Origin of the sequence: Dyadobacter luteus (genome assembly GCF_003383615.1) — a bacterium.
Taxonomy (GTDB): Bacteria; Bacteroidota; Bacteroidia; order Cytophagales; family Spirosomataceae; genus Dyadobacter; species Dyadobacter luteus.
The window spans coordinates 14,059-27,213 of record NZ_QNUL01000016.1 but is presented as its reverse complement, the minus strand read 5'-3'; the positions used below and the strand labels follow the sequence as shown (position 1 = coordinate 27,213).

The 13,155-nt window shown below is 43.0% G+C and carries 8 protein-coding genes; 5 read left to right on the top strand and 3 right to left on the bottom strand.

Features of this window, described 5'->3' with window-relative positions; translation table 11 throughout:
- Nucleotides 1-87 precede the first annotated feature (87 nt).
- Together gcvP and DSL64_RS18100 are read left to right on the top strand one after the other, a co-directional pair.
- Complete coding sequence (gene gcvP / locus DSL64_RS18105; RefSeq protein WP_115832335.1) at nucleotides 88-2,976, top strand: aminomethyl-transferring glycine dehydrogenase; 2,889 nt, start codon at nucleotides 88-90, stop codon at nucleotides 2,974-2,976.
- 218 nt (nucleotides 2,977-3,194) lie between these two features.
- Nucleotides 3,195-3,893 (top strand): hypothetical protein, encoded by a 699-nt coding sequence (locus tag DSL64_RS18100; protein ID WP_115832334.1) that lies wholly within the window; start codon nucleotides 3,195-3,197, stop codon nucleotides 3,891-3,893.
- A 121-nt stretch (nucleotides 3,894-4,014) separates the two neighbouring features.
- On the opposite strand, the gene DSL64_RS18095 is transcribed toward DSL64_RS18100, so the two are convergent.
- Together DSL64_RS18095 and DSL64_RS18090 are read right to left on the bottom strand one after the other, a co-directional pair.
- Nucleotides 4,015-6,651, bottom strand: coding sequence for a valine--tRNA ligase (locus DSL64_RS18095; RefSeq protein ID WP_115832333.1), 2,637 nt, complete (start codon nucleotides 6,649-6,651; stop codon nucleotides 4,015-4,017).
- A gap of 87 nt (nucleotides 6,652-6,738) precedes the next feature.
- A complete protein-coding gene (locus tag DSL64_RS18090) occupies nucleotides 6,739-8,559 on the bottom strand; it encodes a sensor histidine kinase (protein ID WP_115832332.1) in 1,821 nt (606 codons plus the stop codon).
- 183 nt (nucleotides 8,560-8,742) lie between these two features.
- Here DSL64_RS18090 and DSL64_RS18085 point away from each other — a divergent pair, with 183 nt between their 5' ends.
- A complete protein-coding gene (locus tag DSL64_RS18085) occupies nucleotides 8,743-9,537 on the top strand; it encodes a T9SS type A sorting domain-containing protein (RefSeq protein WP_115832331.1) in 795 nt (264 codons plus the stop codon).
- Nucleotides 9,538-9,596: 59 nt separating this feature from the next.
- Here the strand turns inward: DSL64_RS18085 and DSL64_RS18080 are convergent, their stop codons facing one another.
- The gene (locus tag DSL64_RS18080; RefSeq protein WP_158547945.1) at nucleotides 9,597-11,093 is read right to left on the bottom strand and encodes a glycosyltransferase family protein; all 1,497 of its coding nucleotides are present in this window, start codon (nucleotides 11,091-11,093) and stop codon (nucleotides 9,597-9,599) included.
- Between the two features lie 406 nt (nucleotides 11,094-11,499).
- Between DSL64_RS18080 and DSL64_RS18075 the strand changes: the two genes are divergently transcribed.
- The gene (locus tag DSL64_RS18075) at nucleotides 11,500-12,072 is read left to right on the top strand and encodes an adenylate kinase (protein WP_115832329.1); all 573 of its coding nucleotides are present in this window, start codon (nucleotides 11,500-11,502) and stop codon (nucleotides 12,070-12,072) included.
- A gap of 44 nt (nucleotides 12,073-12,116) precedes the next feature.
- On the top strand, nucleotides 12,117-13,121 hold the full coding sequence (obgE, locus tag DSL64_RS18070; protein ID WP_115832328.1) for a GTPase ObgE: 1,005 nt from the start codon (nucleotides 12,117-12,119) through the stop codon (nucleotides 13,119-13,121).
- Nucleotides 13,122-13,155: the final 34 nt, after the last annotated feature.

The following is a 13,155-nucleotide window of genomic DNA, read 5'->3' as shown; positions in this document are numbered from 1 at the left end:
CCATCAATCTCTGAAAGATTTGATTGGTTTTGCTTACTTTTGTACTTTATAACCACTTATTAACGGCCTTGTTAGACCACAAGTTAGATGAAAATTAATCTTCGCAGCCAAGACAAATTCGAAAGCCGTCATCATGGAAAAGATGAATCGGAGTTACAGGAAATGTTGTCTACTGTTGGGGTGGCTTCTCTGGATGAACTGATAGACCAGACGCTTCCATCAGCTATCCGTTTGCCTAAACCACTTAATTTACCAAAAGCCAAGACTGAGCAGGAATTCCTGCAGGGAATCAGAAAAATTGCACGCAAGAACGCAATTCTGAAATCTTACATCGGTACTGGCTACTACGACACCATTACGCCTAATGTAATTCTTCGCAACATTCTTGAGAACCCGGCCTGGTACACAGCTTATACGCCGTATCAAGCTGAAATAGCACAGGGTAGGCTTGAAATGTTGTTGAACTTTCAGACCGTGATAACGGATCTAACCGGGATGGAAATCGCGAATGCTTCCCTTTTGGATGAAGCTACAGCTGCTGCTGAAGCGATGACCATGTTGCATGGACTACGTCCTGCTTCGAGAAAGAAGGCAAATACATTTTTTGTTTCTGAATTATGTCATCCGCAAACCATCGACCTGATCTATACAAGGGCTAAGCCTATTGGGATTGATGTGGTAATTGGTAACCATGCAACCGTAGACCTTACCGATGAAAATCTGTATGGTATATTGGTGCAGTATCCTGCTACAAACGGAGAAGTTATAGATTATACTGATTTCATTGCTGCTGCTCACGACGAAAATCTGTCGGTTGCCGTTGCTGCTGATTTGCTGGCTCTTGCATTGCTGAAATCACCGGGAGAAATGGGGGCAGATGTAGTTGTAGGCTCTTCTCAGCGTTTCGGAGTTCCGATGGGCTACGGTGGACCGCACGCTGCATATTTTGCTACAAAGGAGTCTTTCAAAAGAAATATTCCGGGACGTATCATTGGTATTTCTGTTGATGCAGAAGGAAATTCAGCATTGAGAATGGCGCTTCAGACGCGTGAACAACACATCCGTCGTGAAAAAGCTACTTCCAATATTTGTACTGCTCAGGTGTTGCTGGCTGTGATTGCCGGAGCCTATTCTGTATACCACGGACCTGAGGGAGTGAAAGCAATTGCAGCCCGTATTCACGGATTGACGCATTTGTTTGTGGAAACACTTCGTAAGTTCAATTATACCGTATTAACTGACCGCTATTTTGATACGGTTACCATTCAGACTCCGCTTAGCAAGAAAGTAAGAGAGCAGGCAGAGAAATGGGGTATTAATCTTCGTTACAACAAAGACGAAACGATTGGTGTGTCATTTGACGAAGCGAAGTCATTTGATGACGTTATCGCACTTTTGAATGTATTTGCTGAAGTGTCAGGATTCCAGGGAGAATTGGTGATTGATGAAGAAGCTGAATTGTTGATTCCTGAGGATATCGCAAGAGTTTCTGAGTACTTGACGCATCCTGTTTTCAACGAGCACCACACAGAGCATGAAATGCTGCGTTACCTGAAAATGTTGGAGAACAAGGATCTCTCTCTTGTTCATTCCATGATTTCATTGGGAAGCTGCACGATGAAGCTGAATGCTACTGCCGAAATGATACCGCTTACCTGGCCGGAATTTGGTGCCATACATCCATTTGCTCCAACGAACCAAGTGGGAGGTTATGCACAATTGGTAAGTGAGCTGAATATCTGGTTGTGTGAAATCACAGGTTTTGCTGCCATGTCGTTCCAGCCAAACTCTGGCGCACAGGGAGAATATGCCGGTTTGATGGCGATCAGAGCTTACCATGAAAGCCGTGGTGATTTCCACCGTAATGTAGTACTTATTCCTTCATCTGCACACGGAACGAACCCTGCATCTGCTGTCATGGCCGGTATGAAGGTAGTGGTTACCAAATGCGATGAACGCGGAAATATTGATGTTGCTGATTTGACTGCAAAAGCAGAGCAATACAGCAACGAATTGTCTTGTCTGATGGTAACTTATCCATCAACACACGGTGTGTATGAAGAAAGCATCATTGAAATCTGTTCGATGATACACTCGCACGGTGGACAGGTTTATATGGATGGCGCGAATATGAACGCACAGGTAGGGCTTACAAGTCCTGCAACAATTGGTGCTGACGTTTGCCACCTGAACCTGCACAAAACTTTCTGTATTCCTCACGGTGGAGGAGGTCCTGGTGTAGGCCCAATCGGTGTTGCAGAACACCTGATGCCGTTCCTGCCAGGTCACGTTAATTTCAGCATTCAGCCTGAACATCTTCCTGCTGGTGAAGCGGGTGCGGTTTCGGCAGCTCCTTATGGTAGCGCAAGTATCCTGACAATCTCTCACGCCTATATCGCTATGATGGGTGGGGATGGACTGACGAACGCGACCAAATACGCGATTCTGAACGCGAATTACGTGAAAGGGCGTTTGAACGGACACTACGATGTACTTTACACCGGTACGAATGGCCGTTGTGCGCACGAAATGATCCTTGATTGCAGACCGTTCAAAGCAGCTGGTGTTGAGGCAGAAGATATTGCGAAACGTTTGATGGATTATGGGTTCCATGCTCCTACATTATCTTTCCCGGTAGCAGGTACATTGATGATCGAACCTACCGAATCAGAATCAAAAGCGGAGCTGGATCGCTTCTGTGACACAATGATTTCGATCAGAAATGAAATCAGAGAAGTAGAAGAAGGCACAGCGAACCGTGTGGATAATGTGTTGAAAAATGCACCTCATACTTCACGTGTAGTGATGAGCGAAGACTGGAGCCGTTCTTACAGCCGTGAAAAAGCAGTTTTCCCGCTTCCTCATTTGCGCTTCAACAAGTTCTGGCCGAGCGTAAGCCGTGTGGACAGTGCTTACGGTGATCGTAATCTGATCTGTTCTTGTATTCCTGTGGAAGCTTATGCAGATGCGGAGTAGAACTTAAATATTCTTTTTGAAGGTGTCGGTTTCTTTGGAAGCCGGCACCTTTGTTTTTTGTGCCAGGTAGAATTTAACGGGAATCGTTAAAAATAGTTGTAAACGATAATATGTAACCGAAATACTTTTTTCGTTATATTGATGTATGTGGCATAACAAGAGATATTGAAAATTAAAATATTCTGCTCTTTCGCTTTACGGCATAAACCCCTGACAATATGAGATATCTGGCTATTTTCTTATTCCTTTTGCCTTTCTGTGCAAATGCTCAAAATGCCGGTGATGAGATGAAAGTTAAAAATGGCTCAGACATTACAAAATCACTAAAGTATTCTGACAGATTCAGCTATCCTTCCTTTCTTGACGGAAAAGTGTATTTCAGGAATGGTCGTGTTGTAAACGCGAAATTGAATTATAGTCTTCCGCATGGAGAGGTTCAGTTTGTGGATGCAAAGAAAGACACGCTCATCTTAAATGATAAGAACTTTATAGACAAAATAACAATTGCTGCTGATACCTTTTACTATTACCAACACCATGGTCATGTGAGGAAAGTGGCAGGTTACAATCGGGTAAGTCTCGCAGAGAAGCAGATTTTGGGAACAAATGGTGTTGAGCGTTACGCTGCCTACAATCAATATAGCTCTACCTCAGCGATATCCACTTATTCTTCATTTGTCAACAGTAACGGACAACCGCAGACATTAGAGGGAAGTGATAGGATAGCTCTGAAAAAGCGTTTTGTTTACTTTTTTCTGGATCAGAACAGAGATATATACCTGGCTACGAAAGGGAATTTGGTCAAGGTGTTTCCACGACACAAAAAAGCCTTACATACCTATTTCAAAGAAAATAAAGTGGAATTTGCCAATCCGGAAGAGATTGTTAAAACTTTGGAATTTGCCAGTAGTTTGTGATGTCTTGCTCTCTATTGTATAAAGTTGGGCGGGAAACTAAAATATATTGGTACATCTGTTAAACAAAAAGGTGTACCGAAAATAATTCCGATACACCCCAGTTTATAAGTCAGAATTGTTGTTACCCCAACCTGATCAAAGCCTCTTTCAGCGTTACAATTTTTGCTTCAGCGTCAGCTTGTTTCTGGCGTTCTTTTTCAACGATATCGCCTTTTGCATTCTGAACAAAACGCTCGTTTGAAAGCTTTTTGATCACAGAGTTCAGGAAGCCTTGTGTATATTCCAGCTCTCTTTGTAGATTCTCACGTTCAGTTTCTACATCGATCTCATCAGCAAGATTTACAAAGAACTCGTCAGACTTCACACGGAACGAAGTGCCCTCTGCATCTTCAGTTACATAACCAATTGATTCAATTACTGCCAGTTTGGTAATCAGCTCTGCAAGGTTATCATATCTTGCTTTTGAATCTGTACGGATCGCTAATGGTAATGCAATTTTAGGACTGATATTTTTCGAGTTTCTCAGGTTACGAACACCGGAAATCAGCTCAAATAATATTTCAAAATCAGCCAGTAAACCTGCGTCCGATGCTCCGGCCTGCGGGAATGGCGCGATACAGATTGAATCATTTGCAGCTCTCTCGCGGATATTTTGCCAGATTTCCTCGCTGATAAATGGCATAAACGGATGCGCCAGTCTCATCAGACGATCAAAAAAATCCAATGTCGCTTCAAAAGTTTGCTGATCAATAGGCTGTTCATAACCCGGCTTGATCATTTCCAGATACTGCGCGCAGAAATCATCCCAAATCAGCTTGTATACCGAGTTCAGCGCATCGGAAATACGGAATTTCGAGAAATGATCCTGAACCTCGGTAATAGTAACATTCAGTTTGCTTTCAAACCAGGCTACGGCTAGCGAAGAACCTTGTGGAGCAGTAAGATTTGCATCAACTTCCCATCCTTTCACAAGTCGGAATGCATTCCAAACCTTGTTACAGAAGTTACGTCCCTGTTCTACCAGTTTATCATCATATGGTAAATCATTACCCGCCTGCGAACTGAAAAGCATACCCGTACGTACTCCATCCGCTCCATGCTGGTTAATCAGGTCGATCGGGTCAGGTGAGTTACCCAGAGATTTAGACATTTTACGTCCCTGTTTATCTCGTACAATTCCGGTGAGGTATACGTTTTTGAAAGGATACGTGCCTTTGTATTCATAACCTGCAATGATCATACGTGCTACCCAGAAGAAAAGAATTTCGGGAGCCGTCACCAGGTCATTAGTCGGATAATAATAATTTACATCTTCGTTCTCGGGTTCTTTGATACCGTTGAAAACAGAGATAGGCCACAACCATGACGAGAACCAGGTATCAAGTACATCAGGATCCTGCGCGATATCTTCTTCCGTAAGTGCGAAAAGCTGGTATTCATGCTGCGCCTTGCGTAATGCTTCGCGTTTGTTTTTAGCAACAATCAGTGTTCCGTCTTTCAGGTAAAATGCAGGAATACGGTGTCCCCACCAAAGCTGACGACTGATGTTCCAGTCGCGCACATTTTCCATCCAGTGACGGTAAGTGTTTTTGAATTTGGCAGGAATAAGCTGAACGGTGTCGTTCATGACATTTTCCAGAGCAGGTTTGCTGATTTTATCCATTTTCAAAAACCATTGCTCCGATAGGCGCGGTTCGATCACAGAATCAGTTCTTTCCGAATGACCTACATTCGAGCGGTATTCTTCTACTTTGATCAGATCTCCTGATTCTTCCAGAAGTTTGATGATTTTCTTACGGGCAACAAAACGCTCTTCACCCACAAGAATCTGTGCCTTTTCATTCAGCGTTCCATCCTCATTCAGCAAGTCGATGATTGGAAGATTATGACGTTTGCCCAACTCATAGTCATTGGTATCGTGAGCTGGCGTCACTTTCAAGCAGCCCGTACCGAATTCAATTTCTACATAATCATCAGCAATAACCGGAATCGCTCTTTTGACCAACGGGATCAAAACCTGCTTCCCGATCAGATGCTGGTAGCGCTCGTCATTCGGGTTCACGCATATCGCAACATCAGCCATAATTGTTTCCGGACGTGTAGTAGCTACAACTACTCCTGAGCCCTCTGCCCCCTGCCCGTCAACCAACTCATATTTAAGATAAACCAACTTCTGGTTCACCTCTTTCATGATCACCTCTTCGTCGGATACAGTCGTGCGTGCCTGAGGATCCCAGTTCACCATACGGTGTCCGCGGTATATATCTCCTTTGTTGAAAAGGTCAATGAAAACATCAATAACAGAATCGTACAGATCCGGCTCCATCGTGAAACGTGTGCGATCCCAGTCGCAGGAAGCGCCCAGTTTGCGGAGCTGTTGTAAAATGATACCTCCGTATTTATGCGTCCATTCCCAGCAATATTCCAGGAATTCTTCACGGGACAAATCTCTCTTATTGATTCCACGCTCCTTTAGCATTGCCACCACCTTTGCTTCAGTTGCAATAGAGGCATGGTCGGTACCCGGCACCCAGCATGCTTCTTTGCCCTCCATACGCGCTTTTCTGACCAGAATATCCTGGATCGTATTGTTAAGCATATGACCCATGTGCAACACACCTGTTACGTTAGGCGGAGGAATGACGATCGTATAAGGTTCCTTGTCAGGATTAGGTTGGGAGTTGAAAAAGCGGTTTTCCAGCCAATAGGAGTACCATTTATCCTCTATTTCCTGGGGAGCATAAGTTTTGGAAATCATTATTATAGGTATAAAATGCGACTACGCGCGGTTTGCTGTCTTAAAAAGACGGCAAGTTAGGATTTGCAGACGAAATTTTCTAACGTTTTATGCCTCAGCAGCAATAGGGAGCCATATAATAAAGGTACTTCCTTCACCCGGTTTGCTGTCAGCGGTCACAGTTCCACCATGTGCTTCTACCATCGTTTTGACGTAGCTCAGTCCCAGTCCGAAACCTTTCACATCATGGACATTGCCTGTCGGGACTCTGTAGAAAGTGTCGAAAATCCGGTGAAGTTGCTCCCGCTTCATGCCAATCCCCTTGTCAGTGATTGCCAATTCCAGACCGTTATTCGTATTACTTGTCCGGATTGTGAGGTGAAGTTGTTCAGGAGAATATTTAATAGCATTATCAATCAGGTTATTGAGTACGTTTGCTAAATGCACTTCGTCTCCCAGTACCTGTTCGTTTTCTGCTTCAAATTCCAGATCAACAATGCCATTCTGATTCTCAATCTGCACACTCAGACTATTTAATGCATTGGTGGTCAGATCAGTCATATTCACCAACGTTTTCTTAAGTTTTACCTCGCCTTTGTCCAGAAGTGCCATTTGTAACACTTTTTCAACATGGGTACCAAGCCTTCGGTTTTCTTCACGAATAATACCGAGATATCTCGAAAGGCGTGGGAGATTCAATGAGGCTGTTCCGCTGGCCGAATTTTCCTGAGCCATCTCTGCTGCGAGCGCTATTGTGGAAATAGGTGTTTTGAATTCGTGCGTCATGTTGTTGATGAAGTCATTCTTAATGTCCGACAGTTTTTTCTGGCGTAGAATGGTGGTCACTGCGAGATAAAAACAGATCATTACCACCAGAATAAGCACACCAGACCCTCCGAACATTACACCCATTCCGCTCATGATATGCCTCTGCTGATCGGGGAAATAGACAAATAGAGAATTTTGTCCTTGTGTGGTTTCATTGGGAAACAAAGAAGCTTTGTATGACTTTTGCTGCCAGTCGGTAGGTTGCAGATTGGCCGTTGAAAACAGTAGGTTGCCCGGGTTGTTTCCCTGAACAGCGAATTCATAAGGAAGTGTGATTCCGTTCTCTTCAAATTCCTTTTTCAATAACGTATCAAGTAAAAAGCGATTGACTCTTTCCTGAATAGGTCTTTTCGTATACAACAGGTCTTGCATTACCTCACGCAATATCTCTGCTTTATCCGCACCGCCTCTTGCAGTGAGCGGAAGATTCTTAGCGTTGGCAAGCGCTGCCTTATCCTGATTTTCCTTCTTAGCTTTCAGATACGAGGGCTGCTGAATATTGCCGGTTGCTGCGGATTGCTTCTTTGTATTGTCTTTCTGACCATTCATTTGGTTAAAAACTTTCCCCAGTCCTTTTTCTTCTTCCATCCGTCTGCGCATGAACTCATCAATGCCAGCCATACCAAATTGCTGCGCCTGGAAAAATTCCTCCATGATTTTTTGCTGATGGTCAGCAATTATCCGGAAATTGGGACTCAGTACATCTGTGGGTACACTCTCCGAAGAAATACGGTAATGAATTTCCTCACCGTTAGGACCAATGAAAACCTCTATATTATGTGGTGTGCGGGCAGCTGTTTCCCGGCTCGCTTCCTGAACCGCAGCTGGTTTGGCTTTCCTGACCGGAGCGTTTCTGAGCTGAGTGATGCGTTCCAGCTTGCTTTTTTGTTGCTCCCGCTCTATCCTCTGCTGAAGAAGATACATCATCTCCTGTTTTTCAAGACGATGCACCACTTCCTGCACCGATTCCGATACTTTATGGTTGAATTGCTCATTTCTGATCGCAATAGCTTCGCGTATCCAGTACCATTGCAATCCTATCAATCCGATGAGTGCAATGCACATTAAGCCTACAATGATCTGAATTTTTCTTTTTGTCATTTTTCTCGTTTCACCTCATGCAACGTTTCACCTCCTGCTTCCGACATTGGTGGGTACCTATCCGGAGAGAAAGCAAATTTAACCTTTCTCATTCGCCTGAAATTGTTTTTAACAAAATTTAACAGGGACATGAAAATACAGTCGATAATTTTGTAACTGATTCATTCACATAACATAAATGCCATGAAAAACATTTTTTCGAAGAAGGTATTAGTACCTTGTCTCATTGCTTCAGCTTGTCTGATTACAGCTCAGACATTTGCTCAGAATAAAGAAAAGGATAAAAAAACGACTGTTAAAGTCAGGGTGTCTGATCAGGAAAAGGGTAAGGATGTTGAAAAAGAATACAAACTTGATCCTATGAGCGAGAAAGAGCGGAAGGATTTTGTTGACAAAGTGCTGGATTCTCTGGATGCTAAATCCGGCAAAGGGTCTAAGGTTGTTTCCGTCACAGTCGACGACGGTGAGGGTGACCAACAAATCATGACCAGGAAACGCCGTAACGTAATCATTGATCATCGTGACGAAAGCGAACCGCTGGTGTTTAACTGGAAGGACGATTTTTCAAAAGATTTTAATTTTGAGACTGAAAAATTCCGTAATCACATGCGCAATTTCGAAAGAGATTTTAAGCCGAAAGCGCGGGTAATGATCCGTGATATGGAAAATTTTGGAGAAAGAATGGGAGACATGTGGGGCAGGGAGTCGGTGAAAGCCGCTACTGTTCGTGACCTGAATGTATACTCCAATAATCCTGACAACGGCGTATTGAATCTGCGATTTCAGGTTCCTCAGAAAGGTGATCTGAGCATTGTGGTTACCGACGTGAAAGGAAAAGAAGTTGGTAAAAAGGACATAAAAGATTTCAGCGGCAATTTCGTAGGACAAATTGATCTGAAGAAAAACACAAAAGGAACCGTATTCGTAACGGTCGTGCAGAATGAAGACGGGGCTGTCAAAAGGGTTGTGATTCCGTAATTGTCATTGACTGAAATAAAAAGACCTTTGCCGGAATGTATGGCAAAGGTCTTTTCATTTTAATATCCCTGGTAAACGTCAAGACGCTCAGTGGAGTAAATCTTATTCAGCTTTGTGAATGGCTGGCCCAGAATAGTCACGGGCTCCTTATGTTTTTCCGAAACTACGTACTTGATCCGATTTGTAGCGACCAGTTTGTTTAGTTCTTTAAAATCGAATGTCTTGTTTTTATCGGCCAGATAGACAATGTCAGGAAATGGAACGAGCGAATTCTTGTAAAGGAAGTGGTTAAGATAATAGCCATTGAAATTATCCGGCTGGCATATGTAAACGTATTCACTGTCTTTCAAATTTTTCTCTTCACTCAAAAAGCGGGCAATATCACGTTGTTCGATATACTGAGCTGTAAAGAAGTTAAGATTCGATTTTGTATATCTGTCATAAACGAATAGGATACAGTGGACTGCCACAAGTACGAGGTAAGTGTTTACGACAGAAATGTTAAGGATGTTTTTGAGCTGGAATTCATCCTTCTTCTCATGAATAAACATCGTGATGAGAATCACCGATGCAACCAGGTAAGTCTGAAAATAACCCACTCCCGCACCTACTTTGAATGCTGCTGAACTTGAAAGAATGAATAAAAGAATACTACAAATGGCCAAAAACTGATAATAAAGATTGTCGCGGCGGGTAAGCGAGATGCCTGCTATTGCGAAGTTGATAGCCAGTAGGGGTGCAAATTGCAAAAGAAGCTTTTCCAGTGTCCAGTCGTAGAACCAGCCCCAGCTCACGGAATTTGCAACTCCACCAATGATATTGGTAAAGAAGACGTCCATTGAGGATGTGGGTAATACAAAAAGATAAGCGGTAAAAAACAGTATCCCGAAACCAAGGACCTTTAAAAAAATCTTCCATTGCTTCGTATAGATCAGGAACAAGCCTAAACTTATAGCATGAATAGCCCCGCTTTGTTTGATAAAAAATGAGGTTACTGCAAAGAAAATGGCGGCGATCCACCAGAGACTTTTATCGTTTTTCTGATCAAGCGCTTTGAAAGCAGAGCAGACAAAAAGAGAAAAACTTAAAACCAAGAGGCTATCAGGTCGTGAGCTCGTGAGAAACCAGAATGCAAGTACCTGATAGATAAAGAACGTAGCCAGGCTGGATAACAGCACATTCTTATTTGTTCTCTTGTATAGCACGTACCAAACAACTGCACAGGCAAGCAGGGTGAATGTAATGGAGATAAGCCTGCTTAGCAGAAAAATTTTGTGAACTTCGTGCCCTTCAAAACCCAGCAGATTGACAAAAAATGACCCGATAACAAAATAAATGGGTGTATACTGAGTCATCAGGAAAGTGGGTTCTTCAGGATCTGTATAGATAGGCAGACCGTCGGAAAGGCGCTGAATCGGAAGTATCGCGCTTGTTTCACTTCCTGATATATCCGGCAAATAACTTATTGATATGTAGACTTTAATCAGTAATAAAACGAGGCAAATTAGTCCGCTGATACAAGCGGCGAGTACTGTCAATTTTTTGTTAGTAACCACTATTAATTATTTAAGTGTGCAGCTCAAAACAATGAATGTGTTTCATACAATGTCTACCCTCATAACGAGTAAGACTACTGAACCCATACAATTTGTTTATACACTGGCAGCAATTGGAGGGAATATGATTCTGTGCAAAATACACCGGAAAGTGAAATGTAACTGCTATTGTATAAATTTTTATTTATTTCTTAATCTTGTTCTTATTGGTCTCTAATAGGTATAAAAAAATAAAAGTGTTTTCTAATGTCTATTTGGTAACCGAGGCGTATATTTTGATTTAGTTGTTATAACATTTATCATCTTTTATTGAAAATAATCCAATTAATTAGACAGACATCTGTTAAGAATCGTAAATTTGCGGAAAAACACCAATCGTCCGCGACATCCAATTAAATAAGCGACTATGCTGAATCTTATACTGTTTGGCCCTCCTGGTGCTGGAAAGGGCACTCAAAGTGAAAAAATCATTGCAAAGTACAATTTGATTCACCTCTCGACCGGAGATCTTTTACGTTCTGAGATTCAGGCCGGATCAGAGTTGGGACTGAAAGCAAAGACACTAATGGATCAGGGATTACTTGTGCCTGATGAAGTAGTGATTGGAATGATTGATCATAAACTAAGCGCACACAGAGATGCTGCCGGGTTTATTTTTGACGGATTTCCCCGCACTGTGAAGCAAGCTGAAGCATTGGATACGCTTTTGGCCAGCCATAACGAGAATATCTCGGTAATGGTGGCTTTGGTCGTTGAAGACGATGAGTTACTAGCGCGATTGCTGAACCGCGGGAAGACATCAGGACGTCCTGATGATCAGAATGAAGAGCTTATCAGCAAGCGTATTCAGGAATATAACAGCAAAACCAAACCTGTAGCGGATTACTATCAGCAGCAGGAAAAATTCGTACCTATAAATGGTATCGGAGAGATTGAAACCATATTTGAAGAAATAAATAAAGCAATTGCGGCGGTATAACTGCAGCTTAGCTTTTTGAGTCCGAATTCATCAACACCATAGCCATGGCATCTTCTAACTTTATCGATTACGTAAAAATCAATGTGAAATCCGGTTCGGGTGGAGCGGGGTCGCTTCATTTTCGCCGAGAAAAACACGTTGAAAAAGGAGGTCCTGATGGTGGTGATGGAGGAAGAGGCGGCCACGTTATTTTGAAAGGCAGCTCTCAGCTCTGGACACTTTTACACCTGAAATATACCAAACACATCAAGGCATTTGATGGCAAGGGCGGAGAAGGTGGAAGAAGAACAGGAGCGATAGGAAAGGATATTACGCTGGAGGTTCCCCTGGGTACCGTAGCAAGAGATGCTGAAACCGGAGAGCAACTTTTTGAAATCACAGAAGACGGCCAGGAAATTATATTGCTGAAAGGTGGAAGAGGAGGTTTGGGAAATGATCATTTCAAATCTGCGACGAACCAAACGCCACAGCACGCACAGCGCGGAGAGGCTGGCCTGGAGTCATGGGTCATACTGGAACTTAAAGTATTGGCAGATGTAGGTTTGGTAGGTTTCCCCAATGCAGGGAAATCTACCTTGCTTGCGGCCGTGTCAGCAGCAAAGCCCGAAATAGCGGACTATCCTTTTACAACACTCGTGCCCAATCTGGGTGTGGTGGCCTACCGCGATTACAAGTCCTTTGTGATGGCGGATATCCCTGGTATTATCGAAGGAGCCAGTCAGGGGAAAGGTCTCGGGCTTCGTTTCCTGAGACATATTGAAAGAAATTCCATTTTGTTATTCCTGGTACCCGCTACCAGTGAAGATGTTAATGCGGAGTATGAGACGCTCCTGAATGAACTTACCATTTACAATCCCTCCCTTTTAGATAAGAATCGTATACTGGCGATTTCCAAAACTGATATTCTTTCAGAAGAAGAAAGAAATGATTTGGCAAAAACAATTCCCGCCGGAATTCCTCATCTGTTTATTTCCTCTGTAACTCAGGAAGGTATAGAGCAATTGAAAGACAGGATTTGGAATGCGATTAATAATCCGCTTTCCGCTTAATAATTTTTTTGTTGATAGAGGCAACCTTTTGATG

Bases quoted from the DNA above. Each gene is read 5' to 3' on its own strand.
- obgE (WP_115832328.1), top strand. From the start codon at position 12,117: ATGGCATCTTCTAACTTTATCGATTACGTAAAAATCAATGTGAAATCC.
- DSL64_RS18090 (WP_115832332.1), bottom strand. From the start codon at position 8,559: ATGACAAAAAGAAAAATTCAGATCATTGTAGGCTTAATGTGCATTGCA.
- gcvP (WP_115832335.1), top strand. From the start codon at position 88: ATGAAAATTAATCTTCGCAGCCAAGACAAATTCGAAAGCCGTCATCAT.
- DSL64_RS18100 (WP_115832334.1), top strand. From the start codon at position 3,195: ATGAGATATCTGGCTATTTTCTTATTCCTTTTGCCTTTCTGTGCAAAT.
- DSL64_RS18085 (WP_115832331.1), top strand. From the start codon at position 8,743: ATGAAAAACATTTTTTCGAAGAAGGTATTAGTACCTTGTCTCATTGCT.
- DSL64_RS18075 (WP_115832329.1), top strand. From the start codon at position 11,500: ATGCTGAATCTTATACTGTTTGGCCCTCCTGGTGCTGGAAAGGGCACT.
- DSL64_RS18095 (WP_115832333.1), bottom strand. From the start codon at position 6,651: ATGATTTCCAAAACTTATGCTCCCCAGGAAATAGAGGATAAATGGTAC.